At 71.4% G+C, this 23,721-nt stretch carries 22 protein-coding genes; 5 read left to right on the forward strand and 17 right to left on the reverse strand.

What is annotated here, in order from left to right:
- Nucleotides 1–25 precede the first annotated feature (25 nt).
- Nucleotides 26–1,957, forward strand: a complete 1,932-nt coding sequence (locus tag ACFV0Q_RS09910; protein ID WP_385003235.1) for an FHA domain-containing protein — start codon at nucleotides 26–28, stop codon at nucleotides 1,955–1,957.
- Between the two features lie 251 nt (nucleotides 1,958–2,208).
- On the opposite strand, the gene ACFV0Q_RS09915 is transcribed toward ACFV0Q_RS09910, so the two are convergent.
- From ACFV0Q_RS09915 to ACFV0Q_RS09935, 5 genes are read right to left on the reverse strand one after another with little or no spacing between them, the layout of a single operon-like run.
- Nucleotides 2,209–2,916 carry an ABC transporter ATP-binding protein gene (locus ACFV0Q_RS09915; RefSeq protein WP_385003238.1) on the reverse strand — a complete coding sequence of 236 codons (708 nt, stop codon included), beginning with the start codon at nucleotides 2,914–2,916 and terminating at the stop codon, nucleotides 2,209–2,211.
- Nucleotides 2,913–3,674, reverse strand: coding sequence for an ABC transporter ATP-binding protein (locus tag ACFV0Q_RS09920; RefSeq protein ID WP_385003241.1), 762 nt, complete (start codon nucleotides 3,672–3,674; stop codon nucleotides 2,913–2,915). Before ACFV0Q_RS09920 ends, ACFV0Q_RS09915 begins: the two co-directional genes overlap by 4 nt.
- Nucleotides 3,671–4,648: a branched-chain amino acid ABC transporter permease gene (locus tag ACFV0Q_RS09925; protein WP_385003244.1), complete on the reverse strand. Its 978-nt coding sequence runs from the start codon at nucleotides 4,646–4,648 to the stop codon at nucleotides 3,671–3,673. Before ACFV0Q_RS09925 ends, ACFV0Q_RS09920 begins: the two co-directional genes overlap by 4 nt.
- Nucleotides 4,645–5,523 carry a branched-chain amino acid ABC transporter permease gene (locus ACFV0Q_RS09930; RefSeq protein WP_385003247.1) on the reverse strand — a complete coding sequence of 293 codons (879 nt, stop codon included), beginning with the start codon at nucleotides 5,521–5,523 and terminating at the stop codon, nucleotides 4,645–4,647. The genes ACFV0Q_RS09925 and ACFV0Q_RS09930 overlap by 4 nt, the downstream gene beginning before the upstream one ends.
- Nucleotide 5,524: 1 nt before the next feature.
- Nucleotides 5,525–6,682 (reverse strand): ABC transporter substrate-binding protein, encoded by a 1,158-nt coding sequence (locus ACFV0Q_RS09935; protein WP_385003249.1) that lies wholly within the window; start codon nucleotides 6,680–6,682, stop codon nucleotides 5,525–5,527.
- A gap of 317 nt (nucleotides 6,683–6,999) precedes the next feature.
- Here ACFV0Q_RS09935 and ACFV0Q_RS09940 point away from each other — a divergent pair, with 317 nt between their 5' ends.
- On the forward strand, nucleotides 7,000–8,628 hold the full coding sequence (locus ACFV0Q_RS09940; RefSeq protein WP_385003252.1) for a carboxylesterase/lipase family protein: 1,629 nt from the start codon (nucleotides 7,000–7,002) through the stop codon (nucleotides 8,626–8,628).
- 30 nt (nucleotides 8,629–8,658) lie between these two features.
- Here the strand turns inward: ACFV0Q_RS09940 and ACFV0Q_RS09945 are convergent, their stop codons facing one another.
- From ACFV0Q_RS09945 to ACFV0Q_RS09960, 4 genes are all read right to left on the reverse strand, one after another.
- Nucleotides 8,659–9,714, reverse strand: coding sequence for a tartrate dehydrogenase (locus ACFV0Q_RS09945; RefSeq protein ID WP_385003255.1), 1,056 nt, complete (start codon nucleotides 9,712–9,714; stop codon nucleotides 8,659–8,661).
- A gap of 57 nt (nucleotides 9,715–9,771) precedes the next feature.
- Nucleotides 9,772–10,665 carry a LysR family transcriptional regulator gene (locus ACFV0Q_RS09950; RefSeq protein ID WP_385003258.1) on the reverse strand — a complete coding sequence of 298 codons (894 nt, stop codon included), beginning with the start codon at nucleotides 10,663–10,665 and terminating at the stop codon, nucleotides 9,772–9,774.
- Between the two features lie 205 nt (nucleotides 10,666–10,870).
- Complete coding sequence (locus ACFV0Q_RS09955; protein WP_385003261.1) at nucleotides 10,871–12,889, reverse strand: SpoIIE family protein phosphatase; 2,019 nt, start codon at nucleotides 12,887–12,889, stop codon at nucleotides 10,871–10,873.
- 209 nt (nucleotides 12,890–13,098) lie between these two features.
- Complete coding sequence (locus ACFV0Q_RS09960; RefSeq protein ID WP_385003264.1) at nucleotides 13,099–13,563, reverse strand: pyridoxamine 5'-phosphate oxidase family protein; 465 nt, start codon at nucleotides 13,561–13,563, stop codon at nucleotides 13,099–13,101.
- Here ACFV0Q_RS09960 and ACFV0Q_RS09965 point away from each other — a divergent pair.
- Nucleotides 13,493–14,485: an Acg family FMN-binding oxidoreductase gene (locus ACFV0Q_RS09965; RefSeq protein ID WP_385003267.1), complete on the forward strand. Its 993-nt coding sequence runs from the start codon at nucleotides 13,493–13,495 to the stop codon at nucleotides 14,483–14,485. The genes ACFV0Q_RS09960 and ACFV0Q_RS09965 overlap by 71 nt on opposite strands.
- A gap of 60 nt (nucleotides 14,486–14,545) precedes the next feature.
- On the opposite strand, the gene ACFV0Q_RS09970 is transcribed toward ACFV0Q_RS09965, so the two are convergent.
- Genes ACFV0Q_RS09970 through ACFV0Q_RS09985 form a run of 4 tightly spaced genes read right to left on the reverse strand, consistent with a single transcriptional unit; the run spans nucleotide 14,546 to nucleotide 17,113 of the window.
- Nucleotides 14,546–15,160 carry a hypothetical protein gene (locus tag ACFV0Q_RS09970; protein WP_385003270.1) on the reverse strand — a complete coding sequence of 205 codons (615 nt, stop codon included), beginning with the start codon at nucleotides 15,158–15,160 and terminating at the stop codon, nucleotides 14,546–14,548.
- Between the two features lie 38 nt (nucleotides 15,161–15,198).
- Nucleotides 15,199–15,348: a hypothetical protein gene (locus ACFV0Q_RS09975; protein WP_385003273.1), complete on the reverse strand. Its 150-nt coding sequence runs from the start codon at nucleotides 15,346–15,348 to the stop codon at nucleotides 15,199–15,201.
- Nucleotides 15,345–16,031 carry a helix-turn-helix domain-containing protein gene (locus ACFV0Q_RS09980; RefSeq protein ID WP_385003275.1) on the reverse strand — a complete coding sequence of 229 codons (687 nt, stop codon included), beginning with the start codon at nucleotides 16,029–16,031 and terminating at the stop codon, nucleotides 15,345–15,347. Before ACFV0Q_RS09980 ends, ACFV0Q_RS09975 begins: the two co-directional genes overlap by 4 nt.
- 5 nt (nucleotides 16,032–16,036) lie before the next feature.
- The gene (locus tag ACFV0Q_RS09985) at nucleotides 16,037–17,113 is read right to left on the reverse strand and encodes a zinc-dependent alcohol dehydrogenase family protein (protein WP_385003278.1); all 1,077 of its coding nucleotides are present in this window, start codon (nucleotides 17,111–17,113) and stop codon (nucleotides 16,037–16,039) included.
- Here ACFV0Q_RS09985 and ACFV0Q_RS09990 point away from each other — a divergent pair.
- Nucleotides 17,112–17,369, forward strand: coding sequence for a hypothetical protein (locus tag ACFV0Q_RS09990; RefSeq protein ID WP_385003281.1), 258 nt, complete (start codon nucleotides 17,112–17,114; stop codon nucleotides 17,367–17,369). The genes ACFV0Q_RS09985 and ACFV0Q_RS09990 overlap by 2 nt on opposite strands.
- Before the next feature lie 28 nt (nucleotides 17,370–17,397).
- Here ACFV0Q_RS09990 and ACFV0Q_RS09995 read toward each other — a convergent pair whose 3' ends face one another.
- Nucleotides 17,398–18,321: a MerR family transcriptional regulator gene (locus tag ACFV0Q_RS09995; protein WP_385003284.1), complete on the reverse strand. Its 924-nt coding sequence runs from the start codon at nucleotides 18,319–18,321 to the stop codon at nucleotides 17,398–17,400.
- A 214-nt stretch (nucleotides 18,322–18,535) separates the two neighbouring features.
- On the opposite strand from ACFV0Q_RS09995, the gene ACFV0Q_RS10000 reads away from it, so the two are divergent.
- Nucleotides 18,536–20,173 (forward strand): carboxylesterase/lipase family protein, encoded by a 1,638-nt coding sequence (locus tag ACFV0Q_RS10000; protein ID WP_385003287.1) that lies wholly within the window; start codon nucleotides 18,536–18,538, stop codon nucleotides 20,171–20,173.
- Nucleotides 20,174–20,393: 220 nt separating this feature from the next.
- Here the strand turns inward: ACFV0Q_RS10000 and ACFV0Q_RS10005 are convergent, their stop codons facing one another.
- From ACFV0Q_RS10005 to ACFV0Q_RS10015, 3 genes are all read right to left on the reverse strand, one after another.
- On the reverse strand, nucleotides 20,394–21,128 hold the full coding sequence (locus ACFV0Q_RS10005; RefSeq protein ID WP_385003290.1) for a translation initiation factor IF-2: 735 nt from the start codon (nucleotides 21,126–21,128) through the stop codon (nucleotides 20,394–20,396).
- A gap of 107 nt (nucleotides 21,129–21,235) precedes the next feature.
- Nucleotides 21,236–22,744, reverse strand: a complete 1,509-nt coding sequence (locus ACFV0Q_RS10010) for a DUF4246 domain-containing protein (RefSeq protein ID WP_385003292.1) — start codon at nucleotides 22,742–22,744, stop codon at nucleotides 21,236–21,238.
- A 60-nt stretch (nucleotides 22,745–22,804) separates the two neighbouring features.
- On the reverse strand, nucleotides 22,805–23,539 hold the full coding sequence (locus tag ACFV0Q_RS10015; protein WP_385003295.1) for a DUF899 domain-containing protein: 735 nt from the start codon (nucleotides 23,537–23,539) through the stop codon (nucleotides 22,805–22,807).
- Nucleotides 23,540–23,721: the final 182 nt, after the last annotated feature.

A 23,721-nucleotide genomic window follows, 5' to 3' on the forward strand; every position in this document is an offset into this window, starting at 1 on the left:
GGGCATCGTTCGCAAGGAGTGTGGAGTGCCATCGGTCATCGTGGGACGCACGGGTCCCTTCATGGGGCAGAGCGTGGTTCTGGGCAGCGCCCCCCTCGCCTTCGGGCGCAAGAGCGACAGCGGCATCGTGATCGTGAGCCCCAACGCCTCCCGGCTGCACGCCGAGATCGTCACGGAGGACGCCGGGTTCGTCCTCTACGACCGGGACAGCAGGAACGGCACGTTCGTCAACGACCAGCGCGTCACCCGGCACGTGCTGCGTCCGAACGACTGCATCCGGATCGGCGAGGAAACCTTTCTCTACGAAGCGCAGGACGCCATGGAGACGGTCATCAACCTCTCCCAGCTCGACGTCCCGCGCGTGGGCGTCGTCGCGGACCCCGGCGTACTGCGGGTCACGGTCTCCGGCGGGGGCCCGGTGGGCCTCGCCTTCGCGCTCGCACTGGAGGAGATGCTCCACGGGCGCGTGGCCATCACCGTCCACGACGGACGGTGGGTCAGGAAGGACTCCGCGATCGTCTGGAAGGGCGAGGAGCAGGGCAACGTCCGCCGCCAGCAGGTCGTGACCGTCCAGAGCCGGCAGTACCTCGCGCTGTCCGCCGAGGTGCGGTCGGCGCTGTTCGGCGAAGGCGCCTACTCGGAGATGTGGCCCGTCGGACCGGACTCCGTCGACGGCCGGCCTCCCCGCAACATCCGGATCGCCTACATCGAGGACCGGCTCCTGGAGCTGGCCAACACGAAGGCGGCGATCCGGCTCGTACCGAGGCGCTTCGACCCGCAGGAGCAGCAGGACCGCCTCGCCCAGGAGCACGTCCTGGCGATCTGCGAGGGCGGCCGTTCCCGCACCCGCGAGTACTTCGGCGACCGTTTCGGCGGGGCCGACGCTTCGATCTACTCCCTCGACGGGGAGCACCTGCAGGACGTCGTTCTGGGGCTCCGGGTCAAGTCGAAGCTGCCCGACCCGATGAGCGTGCTGCTGACCGTGTCGCAGAACCGGTTCCTGCTCAACTCGCTGAGGGGCGAGGGGTTCCTGAACATGCGCCTCACGCGCGAGGAGGCCAAGAGCGTGATCGGCATCGACCCGGTCCGCCAGGTCTTCGAGGAGTGCATCGCCGCGCGTCCCTGCCTGATGAGCCGTGAGGAGGACAACGAGTTCCGCTGCCCGACGCACGGGACGCTCTTCCTGCCCGCGCTGCTGCGCAGTTCGCCCCTGTGGAAGGAGATCCGGCAGGGCCTGAACCTGTTCGGCGTGGCCGAGGACGACCTGTCGGCCATCACCTCGTTCCGGCTGGACATGGTGCAGCGCCCGAGGTTCACGGCCCAGCTGAACCGCCCGACCGCGAAGGGCCCGGGCACGTACGGCTTCCTGCTGGGCGACGCCGCCAACGCCATCCACTTCTGGCCCGGCCGGGGCCTCAACAGCGGCCTCGCTTCGGCCACTTCCCTGGCCCGCACGCTCAGTCGCGCGTGGCGGGGAAAGCCGCTCCGCGACGCGGACTTCATCCGGCACGAGGCGGCCATGTCCATGCTGCAGTACCGGCACAAGAGCCGGGCCTGGAACGCCATGGTGACCACCGACGAACAGGGCGCCACCCGCGCGATCAAGGACATCATCGCCCGCAGTGCCGAACCGCGACGTGGTGCCGGCCCCGCGGCGGAGGGGGCCGGCCCCGGGCTCGACGAGCTCCTGGACCGCATGGCGGCGATCCGTGAACGCCTCGCGCCCCGGCTGCCCGGAATGCCCACGGACGCGGAGCTGCGCTCCCACCTCTCCACGATCGCGCCCGCCACCCTGCGGGTCCTCCAGGAGAGCGGAGCCTGGGACACCCTGATCGTCGGCGGGGAGGAGGCCGACATCGACCTCTTCTACCAGTCGGACTCGCCGGTCTACGTCCCCCGCCCGCCCGACCCCCGGAGCCCCGCACCGGCCGTGGACCTGCGGGAACCCGTCTCCTGAGCCCCGCACCACACCCGAGCCCCGCTGCCCGGCACCGGCCCGCGTCCCCGGACCGCGACGGGGCCCGGCGGCGGGTGAGGACCTTCGCCGCGGGCTGGACCCCGGCCGGCCGCCCGCATTGCCAGATTGTCCGGCGGCCGGCTCCTGGTCCGGCCCGGACCACCACGTGGTACGCGGTCGGCCGCCACGTGGTGCACGTCGACTCCCCCACCGGTACGTACTGGCGGCTGTGACCTCCCCTGGAGTGCCGGTCAGTCGACGCCCAGCAGACGCCGCCGGTCTTCGGGACTGGACCGGAATTCCGCGCAGGCCGCCTCGTGGACGATGCGGCCCTTCCGCATGACCGCCACGTTCTGTGCGACGGAGAAGGCCAGCCCCAGGTTCTGTTCGACGAGGACCACCGACATGCCCTGAGCCCCCACCTCGCGGATGACCTCGCCCACGTGGGCGACGATCGCGGGGGCGAGGCCGTCGGACGGCTCGTCGAGGAGCAGGAGACGCGGATTTCCCAGCAGGGCCCGGGCGATGGCGAGCATCTGCTGTTCCCCGCCGGAGAGCTGGTCACCGCGGTGCCCGAGCCGCTCCCCCAGCCGCGGCAGCAGGTCGAGGATGCGGGCCCTGGTCCACGGGCCCGGGGCCGGACGCCTGGAGGCGATCGCCAGGTGCTCCGCCACGGTCAGCGGCGCGAAGACCCGGCGGCCCTGCGGAACGACACCCACCCCGGCCCGGGCGATCACATCGACACGGGATCCGGCGAGCTCCCTGCCGCCGAGGCGGACGCTGCCCTCGTACGGCCGGACGAGACCCATGACGGTCGAGATGAGGGTGGTCTTCCCGACCCCGTTGCGGCCGAGGACCGCGACGATCCCGCCTTCGTCGAGGTCGAGATCGACACCGCCCAGGACCACGCCCCCGGCGTAACCGGAGCTCAGGCCGCGGATGCTGAAGAACGGCTTCACGAGGCGGCCTCCGTCGTGCCGAGGTAGGCGCTCTGGACCTCGCCGGAGGCCCGCACCTCGTCCGGGGAGCCGGTCTTCAGGTGTCTGCCGAGGTGCATGACCGTCACCGTGTCGGCGAGCTCGAAGACCATGTCGAGGTCGTGTTCGATCAGGAGGACCGTCACGTCGGCCGGCAGGGCGGCGACCAGTTCGGTGAGTCGCGCCGTCTCCGCCGGGGACATTCCTGCGGCCGGCTCGTCCAGCAACAGCAGCCGGGGTTCGGTGGCCAGAGCGACGGCGACCTCCAACTGCCGCCGTTCGCCGTGCGAGAGGGCGGCCGCCGGGACGTCGTGCCGGGTGGGCAGCCCGACCCGCTCCAGCAGCGTCCGCGCCCGCGCGATCGCCGCCGTCCGGGCACCGACCCTCCGCAGGCCGCCGAGTCCGGCACCGGCGGGGCGCAGCACGGCGAGCAGGACGTTCTCCAGCACGGTCTCCCGCAGGAAGAGGCTGGAGTGCTGGAACGTCGCGGCGACACCGAGTCCGACGCGGCGGTCCACGGGCAGCCGGGTCACGTCCTGCCCGTCGACGAGGATGGTTCCGGAGGTCGTCGCCAGCGTTCCCGAGATCAGGCCGAACAGCGTTGATTTGCCCGCGCCGTTCGGGCCGATGACCGCGTGCCGGGCACCCTGGCGCACGGTGAGGCCGACCTCGTCCAGGGCCCGGAAGGAGCCGAAGTGCCGGGACACCCTGCGCAGTTCCAGTAGATCGTGTTCTGTCACGCCGTCCTCTTCCGGGTCAGCTGGGGCGGGAGCCGTACGCCGGCCAGCCCGCGGGGCAGCGCGTAGACGGCGATGACGAAGAACAGTCCGAGCAACAGGGGCCCGCGTCCCGCGACGGCTTCGAGGTTTCCGAGGTAGTCGCGGGTGAGCCAGACGAGCGCGGCTCCGGCACAAGCCCCCCACATCGAGCCGGAGCCGCCGATGACGACGGCGAGCAGGGCCAGGGCGGCGGTCTCGAAGCCCGCGTCGCCGGGCGAGACGAACCGCTGCACCGACACCCACAGGCCGCCGGCGACGCCGGCCAGCGCCCCGGCGCCGCAGTAGACGGCCAGGGCGTAGCGTCGGGTGGGGTATCCGATCGCGCTCATGCGGCGCTCGTTGTCGCGGATTCCGCGCAGAGCGAGGGCGAACGGTGTCGAGCCCAGGCGGGAGACGGCCGCGAAGAGCACCAGGAAGACGGCCAGGACGTAGAGGTACACCAGCCCGTCGAGTTCCAGCGCGGACATGCCCGGCAGCGGTACGACGGGCGGGATGCCGGACACGCCGTCGGTGCCGTTCGTCAGCGACTTCCAGTTGACGGCGGCGCTGTAGGCGATCTCGCCGATGGCCAGCGTCAGCATCAGGAACACCACGCCCCGGGCCCTCACCGCCAGCCATCCGGTGGGCACGGCCACCAGTGCGGAGACTCCGGCGGCGATGAGCAGTTGGAGTGCCCCGACGTCGGTGAGCCGCGTCGCGACGATGGCCGCCGTATAGGCGCCGACGCCGAAGTAGGCCGACTGGCCGAGGGTCGGCAGTCCGGTCAGGCCGGTGAGCAGGTTCACGCTGATCGCGAGGAGGGCGAACACCAGGATCCGCGACAGGGTGCCGATGGCGTACGAGCCGAGGACGAAGGGGGCCGCCGCGAGCCCGAGGGCACCGAGGAGGAGGGACAGCCGCCGCAGCCGCCGTGCGTCGGATCCGGACGGGCTCATGCGCGCGCCCCCGACGGGACCAGGCCGTGCGGGCGGACGACGAGCACGGCCAGCATCGTGCCGAAGAGCAGGAAGGGGGCGTACTCGGGGAGCAGCGCCACCCCGAGCGTCTGCACCTGGCCGATGAGGAGCGCGCCGGCGAGCGCGCCGCGCACGGATCCGAGACCGCCGACGACCACGACGACGAGCGAGAGGACGAGGACGGTCTCGTCGATGCCCGGGCCGGGACCCAGGATCGGCGCCCCGAGGACACCGCCGGCCACGGCCAGGGCCGCGCCCAGCGCGAAGACCCCGTAGAGCACCTTGCGGATGTCCACGCCCAGCGCGCGGACCATGTCCCGGTCCGCGACGGTGGCCCGTACCAGTGCCCCGAGCGAGCTGCGTTCGAACACGAGGTACACGACGGCGGCGAGGCCGGTCGCGACGCCGATGAACACGAGCCGGTAGACCGGATAGGCATGGCCGACGAGGTCCACCGTCCCGCGGAGCGATGTCGGCGGGTCGGTGGGCAGCACCTCGCCGCCGAAGGCCGCGGCGAGGAGATCGGCGACGATGAAGGTGATGCCGAGCGTCAGCACGGCCTGGTCCAGGTGCCCGCGCCGGGCCAGTGGCTGGGTGAGGAACGTGAGCGCCGCTCCGCCCAGGGCGCCCACCAGGGCGCCGGCCGCCAGCGCGAGGAGCAGACCCCACAGGGTTCCGTCGGACAGGGCGTAGGCGACGTAGGCCCCGGCGAGGTAGAGCGTGCCGTGCGCCAGGTTGAGCACGTCCATCATGCCGAAGACCAGGGAGAGGCCGACCGCGATCGTGAACAGGAGCAGACCGAAGGCGACCCCGTCGACGACGCTGACGAAGTTGCCGTCCAACCATCCGTACATGTCAGCCGCCCAGTCTGCCGAGCTCGGAGCCGACGGTGTTGGCGCCCTGCTTGACCTCGCGCAGGTACCAGGGCTGGACGGGCGTGCCGCCGCTGTTGAACCGCCAGGTGCCGCGCGGGCTGTCGATGTCCCCCACCGTGGCGATGGCGGCGTTGACCGTCTCCGAGGTCACGGTGGGACCGGCCGCCCCGATGGCCTTGTCGAGGACCTGCGCCGCGTCCCATGACGCCATCGCGTACGTGGTCGGGGCCGACCCGTAGGCCGACGTGTAGGCGGGTGCGAACTGCTTGTTGGGCGCGTTGTCCAGGTCCGCGCTGTAGTTGAGCGCGGTGAGGATGCCGGTGGCCGCCTCCCCCTGCCCCTTGAGCACGCCGCCCTCGGTGAGGAAGCCGGGTGCGTAGAGCGGGATCTTGCCGGCCAGTCCGAAGTCCCGGTACTGCTTGACGAAGTCGACGGCCGCCCCGCCGGCGTAGAAGCAGAAGACGGCCTTCGCGCCCGACTTCTCGATCTGGGCGAGGTACGGCTGGAAGTTCTTGGTCCCGGGGAACGGCGTGTAGACCTCCTCCCCCGCGATCTTGCCGCCCGCCGGGAGGAAGGTGGACTTGAAGCCCTCCACCTCGTCCTTGCCCGCCTGGTATCCCGCGGCGATCAGGAAGACCGGGCCGCCGGCCTGCTCGGCCACGTGCTTGCCGAGCGCCTTGCCCGGTTCGTCGTTGACGTACGAGGTGCGCCAGATGTACTTGGTCCCGGTCAGGGTCGTGGGCGAGGCGTTCGAGCCGACGAGCGGGACCTTGCCGTTCTCGAACAGGTCCTTGACCCCGTTGATGGTGGCCGAGCTGACCACGCCGCTCACCGCGAGCACGTGGTCCTGCTTGACCAGCTTCTCCGCCGCCGCCTTGCCCGAGTCGGCCGTCTCCCCCTCGTCGGCGATGACGATCTGCACCTCGCGGCCGCCGAGTCTGCCGCCGTGCCGTTCGACGTAGAGCTCGAAGCCCTGCTTCATGTCGTCGCCCAGTGCCTTGTAGGTCCCCGACTGCGGGACGAGGAGCCCGATCTTCACGGGCCCGTTCTGCTTGTCGCCGTCGCCCGTCCCCAGGCTGGCGCCACCGCATGAGGTGGTCAGGAAGAGGGCTGCCGTCGTTGCGGCGATCAGACCCACGGGACGAAATCGACCTGCCATGGAAACTCCGAACGTTGTCAACCGGCCCTGGAGGGACGGATGTTGCTGATGGGGCTGCCTTGAGGGGTCCCAGAGGAGGGAGGCCCGGCTCTCAGGGGTGGCCTGGCTGCCGGTCGGGATATCGGAGGTGACACGTGTCTATCGCGTATTGCTGACGCACGTCAAGAGCTCGCGATATCACGGGCCTTGCCCCTTGACCCCGCCCCGACGCATGTCGTAACACTGACCCTCGTCAAAATCACGCTATGCCGATGCGGCGAGCGACGGGCTTTTGATCAGTCAGGGAGTGAAGCACCATGACCGACGATCCATCGCGGCGCAAGATCCTCAAGAACAGCGGGGTGTTGGCCGGTGCCGCGCTGCTCTCCGGCATGCCGGGCGGCGGCACGGCGCAGGCCGCCCCGCGGACGACCGCGCCCTCCCCCGTGGTGGACGCGCCCGCGGGCCGGCTGCGCGGAAGCACGGAAGGGGGCCTGGACGTCTTCAAGGGCGTGCCCTACGCGGCGCCGCCGGTCGGCGCTCTCCGCTGGCAGCCGGCGCGGCCCCATCCCGGATGGCAGGGGACGCGCGAGGCGACCGCCTTCGGACCGAGCGCACCGCAGCCCTACCGGGAAGGCGGCGACCAGGTCCTCGGAACGCACGGCTCGCCCCCCTTCGACGAGGACTGCCTCACGCTCAACGTCTGGACCCCCGAAGCCGGCGGCGCCAAGCGGCCGGTGCTGGTGTGGATCCACGGCGGCGGCTTCATCTCCGGATCCGGCTCGCTGCCGAACTATTCCGGCGAGACCTTCGCCCGCAACGGCGACCTCGTCGTCGTGACCATCAACTACCGCCTCGGACCGCTGGGTTACCTCTACTTCGGGGAGGAAGGCGCCGGCGGGAACTTCTGGCTCACCGACCAGCTCGCCGCGCTGAACTGGGTACGGGACAACATCGCCGCGTTCGGCGGCGACCCGGACGACATCACCGTCGCCGGACAGTCCGGCGGCGCGTTCTCGGTCGCGGCGCTGGCCGGCGCCCGGACCAAGGGCCGCCCGCTGTTCCGGCGCGCGATCCTGCAGAGCCCGCCGCTCGGACTGAAGATCCCCACCCGCGCCGAGTCACTGCAGCGCACCGCGACCTTCCTGGACATCGTCGGAGCCGCGAACGTGGCGGAGCTCCGGGCCGTGCCCTGGCCGCGCCTGATCGCCGCCACCTTCGAGATGTTCGGGCGCACCGGGCAATGGGGGTACTGGTCGACCCCGTTCCTGCCGGTGCTGGACGAGGTCACGCTGGACCGCAACCCGGCCGACCTGCTGCTCAGCGGCGCCGGCGCCGACATCGACGTGCTGATCGGCTGGACCAGGGAGGAGGCGAACTTCGCCTTCGCCCTCAGCGAGCCGTACGCCGCGGCGACCAAGGACCAGGTGCTCGCCAGGGCCCGGAACACCTTCGGGAGCCGGGCGGCCCAGGCCTACACCGCCTACGAGGAGGCCCGGCCGGGCGCCCGCCCGCTGGACGTGCTCATGGATCTGATCACCGACGACCTGTTCCGCATGCCCTGCGTGGCGCTGGCGGAACGGCGGGCGGCCCGTGGACGTCCGGTCTGGGCCTACCAGTTCAACCTCCCGACGCCCGCGCACAACGGTCAGCTCGCGGCCGCGCACTGCCTGGAGCTGCCGTTCGTGTTCAACAACTTCGACAAGTGGACGCAGGCGCCCTTCCTGTCGGGGCTGGGCCCCCGGGTCCGTGACGGTCTCGCCGCGACCCTGCACGCGTCCTGGATCTCCTTCATCCGCACCGGCGACCCCAACCACCACCCCATGCCGCAGTGGGATCCCTACGGCCGGGACTCCCGCACGACGATGACCCTCGACTCGGTCACCACCGCCACCGAGGACATCGCCGGCTACTGGCGCCGCCTGCACCATCCGGCGGTGCCGTAGCCACGGCACCGCCCCGCGCCCGGCGCCCCGTCAGAGGCGCTGGAGCACGGCGGACGTGAACTCGGCGGTGGAGGCCGAGCCGCCGAGGTCGCGCGTGCGCACCGGGGTCGTGGCCAGGACGCCGGCGATGGCGTCGGTGATGCCGGCCGCGGCCTCGGGGTGGCCGAGGTGGTCGAGCATCATGGCGGCGGACCAGATCGCGCCGATCGGATTGGCGATGCCCCGCCCGGCGATGTCGGGGGCCGATCCGTGGACCGGCTCGAACATGGACGGGTACTCGCCCCCGGGGTCGAGATTGGCGGACGGAGCGATGCCGATGCCGCCGGCCACCGCCGCCGCCAGGTCGCTGAGGATGTCCCCGAAGAGGTTGGACGCGACGACGACGTCGAAGCGGGCGGGGTCGAGGACGAACTTGGCGGCCAGCGCGTCGATGTGCTCCTGCTCCCAATCGACCGTGGGGTGCCCGGCGGAACGCTCGGCCACCAGCTCGTCCCAGAACGGCATGGTGTGCACGATGCCGTTGGACTTCGTCGCCGACGTGAGGCGGCCGCCGCGCCGTTCGGCGAGGCCGAAGGCGAAGTCGAGGACCCGGGTCACCCCCGCCCGGGTGAACACGGCTTGCTGCACGGCCATTTCATCGGGCCGCCCGCGGTTCATCCGACCGCCGATCTCGCTGTACTCGCCTTCCGTGTTCTCCCGCACGACCACGAAGTCCACCGCGTCGGGCAGGGCCGCGCGTACGGGGCTGGGCAGGCCCTCGAACACGCGGATCGGGCGGAGGTTGACGTACTGGCCGAAGGCCCGGCGGATCGGTATGAGCAGCCCCCACAGGGAGACGTGGTCCGGCACACCCGGGTAGCCGACGGCGCCGAGCAGGATCGCGTCATGACGGCGGAGCGACTCCAGTCCGTCCTCGGGCATCATCGATCCGAGGCGCAGGTACCGCTCGCAGGACCAGTCGAACCGCTCGTAGGTGAACGCGATGCCGTGGCGCTTCCCGACGGCGTCGAGGACCTCGCACGCGGCCGGAAGGACTTCGGCGCCGATGCCGTCACCGGGGATGAGGGCGATGCTGTGGTTCGTCATGTCCCGCATTCCAGCAATCGGGCATCGTCCGGGTCCAACACGTATCCCCGATGTGCCTCATAGGCTGTTCCTATCGGCCGGTGGGACGGCGGTCTCCAGGAAGGCGCGGGCAGCCGGAGTCAGCTGCGCCCTCCGGTTCACCAGGAGGTTGTGCTGGACGGAGGCCGGTTCCAGGTCGAGGACGAGGGCTCCGGCCCGCTCGGAGAGGCCGGCCCAGGATTCCGTCACCACCGCCAGCCCGACACCCCCGAGCACCAGGGGCAGGAAGGCCATGCGGTGCTCGGTCTCCACCGCGATGCGGACGTCGATGCCGTGTGCCTTCAGGTCGTCGACGTACGCGCGGATCCCGGTCCCCCGCTGCCCGACGATCAGCCGGTGCCCTTCGAGCTGTTCGCGTAGAACGGCCCGCCCGGCCGGGAAGGGGCCGTCCGTCGGGGTGACCAGGACGAGCCGGTGATCCCCGACGTGATGGGGGACGACGTCCGTGTCCGGCAGCGGTGACGAGGTGGTCAGCAGTCCGAGTTCACAGCTTCCCGTGCGCACCCTCTCGACCACGTCCGCGCGGGTGAGGGCTACGCGCAGGCTCAGCGAGACCGCTGGATAGCGTTCGGTGAAGCGCCGGACCATGGTGCTGAGGGGTTCGACCGTGGGTGAGGCCATCGCGGCGATCTCCAGGCGCCCACCGCGCAGTTCACGGACGGCGCCGACGCTGGCCCTGGCCAGCTCCAGGGCGTGCAGGGCCTCCCGTGCGCGGGGAACCAGCGCGGTGCCGCCCTCGGTCAGGACCGCCTTCCTGCCCATCCGGTGGAACAGGCTGCTGCCCAGGTCGCGTTCCAGGGCCTGGATGGCCTGCGACAGGGACGGCTGCGACACGTAGAGCGCCGCGGCCGCGCGGTTGAAGCCGCCGTGGTCCACGATGGCGAGGAAGTAGGTCAGCTGCCGGAAGTCCACGGTTCAGCGTAGGCCGTCCACGTCCGCGACGAGGACCGCACCGCGCCCGTCCTACCCGGTACCCGGCGGCGCGGAAGCCGGTCGAAAACCTGCTCGACGGTCCGGGCGCGTTCATCGATGTGCTCATCGGCCGGACCGCGGAGGAGTCCGCCTTCACCCCGCACCACCATGCGCTTCGACGCCGTCACCGCGGCCGTCCCACACCTCATGCCTCACTGATCGCCTGCTCCGTCCAGATGGTCTTCCCGGTACTGGTGAACCGGCAGCCCCAGCGGTCGGTGAGCTGGGCCACCAGGAAGAGGCCGCGCCCGCCTTCGTCCGTGTCCCGTGCGCGACGCAGGCGCGGCTGGGTACTGCTGCGGTCGGACACCTCGCAGACGAGCACCCGGTCGCGGATCAGCCGGAGCCCTACCGGTCCGCCCGCGTACCGGATCGCGTTCGTGACGAGCTCGCTGGCGACGAGCTCCGTCACGAAGCCCAGTTCGTCCAGCTGCCAGTCGGACAGCCGGCCCAGCACCAGCTCACGGGCGTGGGCGACGTGGGCCAGGTCGGGTTCGATCTCCCATTCGGCGACCTGGTCGGAGGCGAGGGCGTGGGTGCGGGCGAGCAGCAGGGCGATGTCGTCGGCGGGCTCGTGGGGCAGCACCTCGTCGCATATGGTCTGGCTGATCTCACCCAGGGGCCTGCTGGACCCGGCGCCGGCGAGCGAACTCCTCAGCCTTTCCATCCCTTCCTCGATGTCGCCGCCGCGGTGCTCCACGAGTCCGTCCGTGAAGAACGCCAGTGTGCTGCCGGGCCGTACGCCGAACTCCGTCACCTCGAAGGGCATTCCGCCGACGCCCAGCGGCGGTCCCGGCGTCATGTCCAGGAAGTACGGCTCCTCCCCCGGGGGCAGCAGGGCCGGCGGCGGATGTCCCGCGGTGGCGGCTGCGCATCGCCTCGTCGCCGGATCGTAGACGGCGTACAGGCACGTCGCTCCGAGCACCGCGGGCTCCGCGCGCGATTCCCCGGTCATCTGCTCGCTGGAGAATCCGAGCACCAGGTCGTCCAGGTGCGTGAGCAGCTCGCCCGGATCCAGGTCGAGGTCGGCCAGGGTCTGCACCGCGGTCCGCAGTCGTGCCATGGCCGCGGTGGCGTCGAGTCCGTGGCCGACGACGTCCCCGACGACGAACGCCACGCGCAAGGACGGCAGGGGGATCACGTCGAACCAGTCCCCGCCCACCCCGACGCCGCCCCCCGCCGGCTGGTACACCCCCGCCGTGTCCGCGGCCGCCACGTTCAGGACGGAGTGGGGCAGCAGGCTTCGCTGCAAGGCCACCGCCGACCGGTGTTCCTTCGTGTAGCGGCGCGCGTTGTCCACGCCGAGGGCGGCCCTGGAGGCGACGTCCTGCAGGAGGGCGGCGTCCGCCTCGCTGAACGCGGACGGCAGCTGACTGCGCCAGACCGTGACGCAGCCGAGGATCAGGCCTCGCGCGTAGAGCGGCACCGCCACGGAGGAGTGCGCCCCGGTCGGGACGAACTGCCGCAGGGTCCCGGGGTCCACCCCGAGCGTCGCCCGGAGTACGGCCACGTCGGACACCAGCACCGGCCGTCCCGCCATGAGCGGGCGCATCACCTCCGTGTCCGGTACGGGAGGGAGCGCCTCTCCGACCGGCAGGAGGTCCTCGGCGGAAATCCCCGGGCTCTGCGCGGCGGCGGTCCGGCGCAGGCGGACGTCGTCGCTGGTGTCGAGGTGCGGGGGCTCGTCGCCCACCAGTACGGGCTCGGCGAGGTCCACGGTGGCCAGATCGGCGAAATCGGGGACGAGAAGGTTCACGAGGACCTGAGCCATGTCCGTCACGTCCAGGGAGGTACCGACGCTCGCGGCGGAGGCCTGGGCCAGCCCCGTCCGGCGTCGCTCCGAGTCGGGCTCGGCCGCCTCCACCGCGGATTCCGCCGGGGTGATCAGGACGAGCCACCGCGCGTCGGCGTCGGAACCGCCTGGGACACGAGCTCTGAGCCGGACGGCCGTGCAGCTCAGAGTGGCCTTGTGACCTGCGGGGCCGCTACCGGTAATGGTCATCAGGCGCCCGGCCGGTCCCGTCTGCGTACCGGCGGGCGGCAGCAGCTCCAGCAAGGGGGCACAGTCCTGACCCGGCGAGCACTCCAGCAGCGTCGCAGCCCGCTCCGAAAGGGCGACGACCACGCCCGCGCCGTCCAGCACGACGGCTGCCGTCTCGTTCACGGGCACCGAGGCCGGCCTCGGGCCACGATGCTCCGGTTCACGCATGTCGCCTCCACGCACCGTGACCTTCAGTATCGTCCCCGAGGGGAGACCCGGCGACCCACAGCACCGGGGGGGCCGTCGCAGCCCTCCTTCGGACCCGGGCGTGCCCGCGGGACGGGCTGGCTGGGGCCCCGCGTGGCAGCTGGGGAGCGGAGCCGCCGTCTGCTTCAGGCCGCGGGCGCGGGCCTCGGCGCCGCCGTCCCGCCTCCGTGGGTCCGGATGACGATGTCCTCGCCGTCGACGCAATGGTTCACCGGTCGGACGGCGGGCAGCGCGTGCTCCGTGAAGACGATGCGCCCCAGCGACACCGTCGCGAGAAGCCCCCCTCCCGGGACCATGATCGGGGCCAAAGGCGCGGTCCCGTCCCGCCCGGCCTCATGGCCCGTACGGTCCCCGAGGCCGCCCCGCTCCGTCGGCGGCCCGGCCGAACGACAAGGGGAGCCGTTCTGTCCCGATGGGGCCAAAGGTCCCTGCACGGAACCCGGCGACAGGCGGACTCTGGAAGAGGCACCGGTCGCCGCCGTGGCGCACCGCCGAGACCTCACAGAAAGGACCAGTCCCGTGACCGCACTCCACATCGACACCGAGACCGTCTCCCAGCTCGTCGGTGACGCCGTCACCGCCCCGTCCATGCACAACGCCCAGCCGTGGAAATTCGTGTACCGCTCTGGCAGCGGCACCATCGAGCTGCACGGTGACCCGGGACGCGCCATGACGCGTACCGACCCGAACCACCGTGCTCTGCACGTCGGTTGCGCGGCAGCCCTGTTCAACCTGCGTGTGTCCGCGGTCCGGCACGGCCTCCGGGCGCGCGTGCGGTTGCTGCCCGACGACTTGCGCCCGTGGCTGCTGGCAACAGCGGTCATCGACGGGGCCTGCGACGAGGACCACGAGCTGGCGGCCCTGCACGACGCTCTCCGGCGCCGGCACACCAGCCGTTTCCCGTTCAGCGACGAGCTGGTGCCGGACGCCCTCATGGACGGCTTGAGGAGTGCTGCCCGACTGGAGGGCTGCCGGCTGACCGTTCCGGGCGACTGGCACATGGAGACCCTGCTCGAACTGATACGCGACGCGGAGCACCGGGAGGAGATCGATCCGCTCGTCCGGGCGGAGACCTCTGCCTGGGCCTCCCCTCCGCGGGCCACGACCGGCACGCGCGGCGACGGCATCCCCTCCGCCGCCTTCGGTCCGCGCAGCTCCGGAGGGTCCTCGCCCGTACGGGACTTCGGGCGGGACCGGCCGACGCCGGGCCGCGGCTGGGCCGTGTTCGAGAAGCGACCGCAGCTCGCCCTGCTCGGCACTCCGACGGACACGCGAACCGACTGGCTGCGGGCCGGCCAGGCGCTGGAGCGCGTCCTCCTCCAGGCGACGGCCGACGGCATCGCCACCTCGATGACCTCCCAGCCCCTGGAGTGGCGGGAGCTGCGGTGGACGGTCCGCGATCCGGCCGAGACCATGGGCCACGTCCAGATGGTTCTGCGCCTCGGCTACGGCCCCCAGGGGCCGGACACCCCCCGCCGCCCCGTCGACGAGGTCCTGGAGATCCGCACATAGCCGCGGTGCCGCGGGTGGCCGGGTGCGACGTCCGGTGCGAGGTCCTGGCCGGCGGGGGTCTCAGTCTCGGCGGGGGTCCCCGTCATCGTCGGCTCCCTGTCCGGGGCGCGGGCGGCCGGACCACTGGGGCTCGACGTTCTTCCACTCGCTCTCCCACGCCCGCGCGCTGTGCCTGTCGACGCTGCGCTGGCGTGCGTAGACGAAGGCACCCGCGGCGAGCACGACGAGGGCCGATGTTCCGGTGCCCAGGCCTATGGCGTTCAGCGCGATGTCAAGCGCGCCCGGCGGGTCGGCTGCCGCGTTGCCGTTGTCGTCGACCCGGAGCCGGACGGTGTCTCCCTTGCGGGTCGCCGCCGGGACGGGGACGGTATCCGTGTGGACGCGGTGGGAGGCGTCCCGCCAGGTGGCGGGAGCCACGGGAACGGGGCGGGTGCCCGGTCCTGTCCCGGTCCGGTACGCGGTCTCGCCGACCGTCACGGCCGTCACGGAGTACCGGTGGCGCGCGATCTCCGCGGCGGCGCGGCCGGCGTCCGTCCAGGCGCTCCGGCCGACTGCGACACCGCAGATCACGGCCAGCAGGCAGGCCAGCAGGAAGAAGGCGCGCAGGCGGGTTCGGCTGCGGTCGGCATCGCGCCTGAGCGGATTGCCCTCCGCCCGCGGCCTGCGGTGGTGCATGGCGCGCCTCCGTGCTGCGTCCGGGTCGGCCCGCCCGCTCAGCCGGCGGGTTCGGCGCTGATGTGGTGGGCCCGGGTCCGGATCCGTGTGCGCCGGCTCATGGTCGCCTTCCGGGCGGCCGTGTGGCGGACCGGCGTGGCGAGAACCAGGCCGTCGGCGTCGAAGACGACCGAGCCCGCTCCGCTCATGACTCGTGCACCACGCGACGGCCGGTGAGCCGGACCGGGGTGAGCTTCATCCAGTGGGTGCGCGGGCCGCCGGCCCAGGGCTGGGACCGGGCCGTAGCCGTCAGGTGCCGGATCTCCTCGGAGTCCGTGACGGCTTCCAGTTCGCCCACGGCCAGGACGCTCCAACCGCCGGCGGTGACGTCGTCGATGTTGTCGATCTCGAAGGCCACCTCCGTGCCCGCCGCTCTGGCCGCGAGGGCTTCCACGGCGGTGCGGAACGCGATGTCGGGGCCTGCGATCAGGTAGTTGACCGGGAGGACGGCCGGCCCTTCGGGGGTGAAGACGGCGATCCGCCCCACTCCGTACGCACCCAGCAGCGTTCGGCAGTCGGCCTCCTCCAGCGGGACCAGCGCGGTGTCCCGGCGGGCGGTGGAACGGCCCTGGACCCTGTCGGCGCTCGCGCCGGTCAGGTCATCGACCGTGACACCGAGTGCGTCGGCGATGCGCACGAGGGTGCCGATGGGCGGAGAGCCCGCGTGCTCCTCCAGGTAGGCGATGTAGTGGGCGTCGGCTCCGGACCTGCGGCCCAGCTCTTCGCGGCTGAGCCCGAGACCGGTGCGGCGGGCCGCCACGCGGCGGCCGAGGTCGGTGCGTCCGGCCGTCTCGCCGGACTGCTGCGGGTGGATGCTCGGCGTGCTCTTCACGGCACTCACTGCTCCTGGGGCGGTACGGCGACCGTGTCGTGCGGCGTTCCGCCGAGCACGACCTTGAGGGCGCCGGTGTCGCCGGCGCGCGAGAAGACGTCATACGCCTCCTCCATCTGCTCCAGCTCGAAACGGTGGGTGACCATCTCGGCGCCGGGGAGGCGTCCCGCGGCCATCATGCGCAGCAGCATGGGGGTGGAGTGCGTGTCGACGAGGCCGGTGGTGATGGTGATGTCCTTGATCCAGAGGTCTTCGAGGTGCAACGTGGCGGGCTTGCCGTGGACGCCGATGTTGGCGACGCGTCCGCCGGGGCGGACCATGCGGGTGCACATCTCGAACGTCTCGGGCACACCCACGGCCTCGATCGCCACGTCCGCGCCGAGGCCGTCGGTCAGGTCCTCGACCAGCCGCTCGGGCCCCTCCCGCGCACTGGCCGTGGCGTCGGCGCCGAGGTCCCGTGCTGCCGCCAGGCGGGAGGCGGCGAGGTCGACCGCGATGATCCGCCCGGGGCTGTAGAGCCCCGCGGTGGCGATGGCGGCCAGGCCGATGGGCCCGGCACCGACGACGACCACGGTGTCGCCGGGGCGCACCTTCCCGTTGAGTACGCCCACCTCGTAGGCGGTCGGGAAGATGTCGGCGAGCAGTACGGCATCGTGGCTGCTCACGGCGCTGGGGAGCGGGTGGACGGAGAGGTCCGCGAAGGGAACGCGGACGTATTCGGCCTGAGTGCCGTCGATGGTGTGGCCCAGGACCCAGCCGCCACCACCTCGGCACAGGCCGTAGTGGCCCTCACGGCAGAAGCGGCAGCGGCCGCAGGCGGAGATGCAGGAGATGAGCACGCGGTCGCCGGGGCGGACGCCGCGGACGTCGCCGCCGGTCTCGACCACGGTTCCGACGGCCTCGTGGCCCAGGATCCGGCCGGGCGTCACGTCGGGTACGTCGCCCTTGATGATGTGCAGGTCGGTGCCGCAGATCGTGACGGCGTCGACCCGGACGATCGCGTCGGCGGCGTCCTTGATCGCGGGGTCGGGGACGTCCTGCCAGGAGGTCTGCCCGGGGCCCTGGAAGACGAGTGCCTTCATGACTGCGGCCTCTCTGTGCTGCGCGGGAAGGGTCACCGCCAGGCTGTGCCCACCTGCCTCCGTCCCGCTTGGGCCGGTCGGCCCCTCCCAAGGGGACCAGTGGGGCCTCTCCGTCGCGGAGTGGACCGGCAGCGCATTCCCGGTCCAGAGCGAGCACGCCCGGATCCTCGTCGACTGCGGACTCTTCCAGGGTGTCGCGGACCTGCGCCGCCGCAACCGGGACAAGCCGCCCCGCGACCCCGTACCCGGTGGGTGATCACCGGACCAGGGGCACGCCGGCCCCTCTACGTCGAAGGCGCCTTCTCGGCCATCGAGATCGACAGTCCGTCGGTCAGCCATCGATGGGCCACCGTCATGTTCAGCACGCGCCCGCCGGTGGCGGTGCCGACCAGGGCCCAATAGCGTTCGAGGCGGGGGTCGAAGCCGGATGACCTCGACACCAGCCCGTGCAGGTATGCGCGAAAGGCGGGGGTGTCCGACTCCCGCCGGGCCCGTGCGTGGGCGGATACGAAAGCGTTCACCGCGTCCCCGCCGCTGGGCGGGAGACCCTGGGCCACAGCAGCGGCCGTCAGAACGGCAGCATCGTCGATCTCCCCGTAGAAGGCCGGGCCGTCCCTCATCTCCTCGTCGTGGTCCTGGGTCCAGCGGGTGAAACTGGGCGTGGTGATGAGCAGATGCAGCTCGGCGTAGGCCAGGGCCGAACCGGGATCGGGGTCCTGCGGCGGGGCGGGCGCCAGCATGGCGATCATGATGTCGAGGCGGCGCTTGGGCATGGCCGCGGACAGCTCGCGATACCAGTGATCGGTGAGGGTGCGGTGCGCCTCTGGGAGCCGCTGCACGCGGGAGAGTATCTCCAGACGCCGGAGCCGCTCCTCGCTCGTGCAGTCGTCCAGGGACTCGAGTGTGGCCTGGCGCCACCGCAGTTCGATCAGTCGTTCCTGCACCGCTTCGAGCTCGGTCGCCACCAGTTCACCGAGGGAGCACTCACCGGTGACCACCTGCGTGATGGTCGCGATCGGGGTGTCCAGCGCCCGTAGGCGCCTGATGAAACGGATCCGCTCCCAGGCCTCAGGACCGTAGCGCCGATGACCACCGGTGCTGCGGGCGGCCACGGGCAGCAGACCGCTGTCGGAGTAGTAGCGGAGGGTCTTCACCGGAACCCCCGTTCCGGCCGCGAGCTCACCGATGCTCCACGTGTCTTGCGTCACAGTCTCTTGAACCTCCAGTGCGCGGGAGGTCCTAGCGTATTGAGCACCGGCCACGCCGGTCCGCACCCTCCCCACCGCTCCGGCCTCCTTGCTGAGCGGCCTCGTGCAGCCTCGCGTGGCCTCGTCCGATCCCGTCCCCGACCAAGAACGGTGGTTTCGCATGTCCCCGACCACGGCAGCACCCCCTCCATGCCGAAGAGCCGGGATCCGCGGGGTGCTCTTCCCCGTGCTCTGGGCGGTGGCACTGCTCACGGCCACCGCCGTGCCGGCGACCGCCGCACAACCCGGTTCCCCGCGTTCCACGGGCCAGAGCGGGGCCGTCGTACGGACCGACCACGGCCTGGTGCGCGGCGTGTCACACGGCGCGTACACCACCTTCGACGGCATTCCCTACGCCGCGCCGCCGACCGGACCGCTGCGCTGGCGCGCCCCGGTGCCCGCCGCCACGTGGCCTGGTGTCCGGGATGCGACGACGCCGGCGCAACGCTGCGTGCAGATGCCGGCACCGGGTGCGAGCGCGGCCCTCGGGTCGGAGGACTGCCTCTACCTCAACGTCACCGCGCCGACGCCGAAGCCGGCCGGGCAGAAGCGGCCCGTGCTGGTGTGGATGCACGGCGGTGCGTTCCTGGGCGGTTCCGGCAGTGACTACAGCGCTGAACAACTGGCGGTCCGGGGTGACACGGTCGTCGTCACGGTCAACTACCGGTTGGGGATCTTCGGTTACTTCGGCCACCCCGGGTTGGGCTCCGCCCCGCCCTTCGGCCTGGCGGACCAACAGGCCGCCCTGCGCTGGGTGCGTGCGAACGCGGAGCGCTTCGGCGGTGATCCGCGCGGTGTCACGCTGTTCGGTGAGTCCGCGGGCGCCCTCGGCATCTGCGCGCACCTCACCTCGCCGACGGCGGTCGGACTCTTCCAGCGGGCCGTACTCCAGAGCGGTTCCTGCCTCATGTCCTTCCCGCGCGGCGCTCTCGGACCCGGAACACCGGCGTACGAACCGTTCGCCTCACAGCGCGATGTCCAGACGGCCGGCGCGGAAGCCTCCCGGCAACTGGGCTGCCCGGCGGGCGGCGGAGACGAGGTGCTGGCGTGCCTGCGCGGGCAGAGCACGGACCGCCTCGCCACCGCGCAGCTGATGCAGTCCTTCAACCGGCCCGCCTTCGGCAATGCGCTGCTGCCCGTGGCGCCGGACCAGGCCTTGGCATCGGGACGCTTCCACCGCGTGCCGGTCATCCTGGGCACCAACCACGATGAGATGAGGATGTTCGTCGGCCTGTCGCTCGCCGCGTTCCCGATCCGCACCGAGAGCGACTACCGCGCCCGTCTGGAGGACGCCTTCGGGCCCGACGCCCCAGCCGTCGAGGCGCGGTATCCGGCAGCACACCACCCCACCCCCGCGCTGGCCTGGGCCACGGTGCTGACCGACCGGTCCCTGACCTGCACCACGCTGGCAGCCGGCCGGGCCATCGCCACTCACGCCCCTGAACTCCCCCTCTACGGCTACGAGTTCGGTGACCGGGACGCTCCCGTCCTCGCCGGTCTGCCGACGAACCCGGGCTTCCCGTACGGTGCGGCGCACGGCTTCGAGATGCCGTTCCTGTTCTCCTCCCTCCCCACCGAGCGACCGCTGACCGACGCCCAGCGCGCCCTGTCGGACCGGATGGTCGACTACTGGACGACCTTCGCGCGCACCGGCAACCCGAACACGTCCGGCGCACCGCTCTGGCCCCTCCTCTCCCCTTCGTCACCTCTCGCGCGGTCGGTGCAGTCGTTGGCCCCCGGACCAGGCGGAATCCACCCCGTCGACGCGCGTTCCGCACACCACTGCGCGTTCTGGGACCGCCTGGCTCGGTGAGCCTGCGCGCGGCCACCTCGGTCGAGGCCCCGGGCACGAGATGTCGGACGAGTCCCTCGTCCGACATCTTCGCGAGCGGACCGCTCCTGGCACGTCGAAGAGGGCGTGGCCACCCGGGTCGAGACCGTCTTCGACACCCACCTCATCCGGGAAGCCGCCCCGTGGCCACGCCCGACGCGCACCACGCCATGCGGCATTTCGCCGGAGCCGGGCACCCCGTTCAGTGCGGTGACGGTTTCGGGTCCAGGGCGTTGGCGACGGTGCAGCCGCCCTCCCCGGGCATCCGCTGGATCCGGGGCGGCACCCACACCTCGGTAGAGCCGGGGCCCACGCGGGCGAGAAGGCAGTCCTGCGCGTCGAAGCCGTCGCCCTGTACCCACAGCAGAACGCCGACCCGGCCGCCGTCCGCCTTCACCTCGGTACGGATCGCCGGATCCGGGTCCAGGGCGGCGAGCGTACGCCGCACCTCGGCCTCGTCCACCCGGCCGCCCTCCGGCACCCGGGGGAGTTTCGCGCGGAGCTCCTCGTAGGGCAGCCTCGGCGGTTCGGGGGGCGGAGCGAAGGTCAGCGCGGGCCCGTCCGGGCAGTCCACGTCACGGGGATCCTCACCCCACTCCGACCCGGGTGACACCCGGACCGCGAAACAGCGCCGCACGACGACCTCCTCGGGGGCGAGCCATCCCTCGTACCCCGAGCCGGACGTGCGGACGACCACGTCGACGCCGTCCCCGTCATGCGTCGAGGTACCGGTCACCCGCAGCACCTCCACCCCATCGATACCGGAAGCCGAGCGCCCGACCTCCTCCGCCGTGCGCGGATGCTGACCGTAGAGGCGCTGGCCCGCCTTCCTGGCCACCTCCCGTGCGGCGTCCGTCGCCTCGCCCTCGGAGGACTGCACCACCCCGCAGCCGACGGTGAACAGCAACAGCGTGACGAGCAGCAGGAGTCGGCGCATGTGTCCACCCTTCCGGCGCCGCGCGCGGCGGGCAACCCCCCGCGTACTCAGACCGGCGTAGGTGACCGTACTCAGCCGGACCTTCACCTGTTCACGAGGGAAGAGGTTCAGTGCTCGCAGAGGGAGAATTCTCGCTCGTAGAGCTGCTCGTTGTGTTCGTCGACGAAGAACTTGCGTTCCCGCATGAGTTGTTCGCGGTAGTCCTTGGCCTGCTCAAGCGTCATGGTCGAGGTGTCGGACCACGGTTGTTGCGGTGGCACATCGGATGTCGAGACGATCGCTTCCGACGGATCGACCAGGAAGAACGCGAGAATTTTGCGATGTCCCGGGCGCGTGGGGTCCGTGAGGCGGAACGAGCCGACGCGGTGTTGCAGGACGTTCGGGAACGCCAGGCAGCGGCCCGCTGGGGTCGATGCCGATCCCAGCAGCTGGTTCAGTGCGTCCTCGTCCTCCAGGCCGTAGACCTCGCGCACGCCGTTGTCGTCGTTCTGTTCGTAGTCCGGGTCGTCGAGTGCCGCCCGGAAACTCAGCCGGCTTTCGGTGATGTTCTCGCTGTCCCAGTAGTAGAGGCCGGTCGAGACGATCCGCTCGTTCATCATCCCCTCGACATGCCAGGAACCGCCGGAGTACTCGGGCTCGTCCGGGGTGAGGTGAATGGTGGCGAGCTTGACGATGACCTGGAGACGGCGGCCGCGCAGGTCGACTCGGGCGGATTCGTCGGGCATCTCGGGCGGGGTGAAGGCCGGGGCGTCCGGGATGACCGGGCGGCGGTTTTCCCACCAGTCGTCCTGGGCCTCCTCCCATGCACGGACGGCTTCTTCGTACGCCCCGTCATCACTGTAGGAGGTCTTGTCCGGATACTCCGGCTCCGAGTCGTACCACCCGTAGGGATCGGCCTTGATCCGCAGGGGCCGCGGATGGCGCAGATCGGTGAGCACGTTCTCCAGCAGCGGGCGGAAGCACGCGAACAGGTCCGGCAGGACGGAGGCCAGTTCGCGATGGGTCTCGGGGTGGACGTTGTTGACGTACGAACGGAAGGTGACATCGCCGTCCTCACTGACGTCGACGTCCGTGGGCAGCCACTGGAACTTCTCCGAGAACTCGTACCTCGAGTAGCGGTCCGTCGGGTTCAGCCAAGCCCTCTCGGGAGCACCGCTCACCTCTCTGACCAGACAGAACAGTGAGGGATGAACCAGATCCAGTACCTGGCCGCCGGATCCGGGATGCCAGTCCAGTTCTGCTTCGGGGACCTGCTCCAGAACCCGGACCGCCTCGCGCAGCCGGGAGCTGAGCTTGTCGTCGACCAGTGCGTCCGACTGCCACACCCCGTCGACGGCGGACACCTCGACGCCGGTTCGTCCGTCCCGCAGCGCGGCGTAATGCACGAGTTCGGCAAGCACGTAACGAACCTGGGCTTCGGTGAGGCCCTGGGCGACCGCTTCTCGCGTCCACCTGCCGGCGATGTCGGCATCGTTCATCTTGTCGAACCACCCCGGCTTCTCCCGGATGAGCGCGCTGCACTCCATCATCTGAAGTTCCCGCAGCGTTCGGGGTCTCGCGAACGATATGGAACGGGAAACATGGAAGGGCAGCGGGAAAGCAGACAGGCCAGACAACTCTCTTGGTCCTCCGAGTCGGTGTGCGGTGGCGGGAAGGATACTTCAGCGGACTGACACTCAGGTCTTCTCGTATTCGTCGTGGCGGCGCAGCCAGTGCGTCTCCTCGCCCTCCTCCTGGCGGCCCAGCGGTGTCCGGTCGAGGAGGCCGTAGTAGGCCATGGCGGGTTCGAGGCCGCGCGCGGTGGTGACGTACGTCCGGTAGACGATGCCGTCCGACAGCGCGTAACAGCTCAACCCGGGTCCCTCGGTGACGTACCCGAGCACGTCCGTGCCGCACGCCCGCGCCATCTGGCTCACGATCGGTGGAACCCCGCCCTCCAGGAACGGTCCCAGCTCCTCCGCCGTGTACGTGAAACCGAGGTCGCGGTGGAAGTCGCCGCCGCCGGCGGAGACCCAGTCGAAGCTCCAGCCCATCCGCTCCCGGTAGGGGAGGAGCTTGTCGAGCGGCGCCCGCGAGGAGCAGATCAGCGTCACGTCACGGGCCTTGAGGTGGATCGCGTTGGGGTCGAGGGTGTCCGCGATCGAGGAGCAGACGGGGCATCCGGCCTCGTACGGCGGTCCGAACATGAAGTGGTAGACGAGCAGTTGCGAGCACCCGTCGAAGAGGTCCGCGAGCGGCCTGGTCCCGCCTTCGGTCTCGAACCTGTAGTCCTTCTCGACCCGCACCCGGGGAAGTTCCCTCCGCTTCCGGGCGAGCGCGTCACCGCGCCGGGTGAGGTCCTTCTCCTCCACGAGCAGCTCTGCTCGCGCGGCCTCGAATTCCTCCTGCGTGCCGACTCTGTGCTCGGGCATTGCCTTTCCCTCCTGTGCGGGAGCGGAACACCGCATCGCGGCGGGCGGTCGCCCGCAGCGGCTGCCGTCAGTGCCCGCACCGCAGCAGGCAGTCCCGGAGCTGGAGCCGCCGATCGACGCCGCAGAGGTTCCTGCGGCAGAGCCTTCGAGCCCGTCGCTCGCTCAGCAGACGGAGCACCCTG

Origin of the sequence: Streptomyces sp. NPDC059564 (genome assembly GCF_042735575.1) — a bacterium.
Lineage (GTDB): Bacteria > Actinomycetota > Actinomycetes > Streptomycetales > Streptomycetaceae > Streptomyces.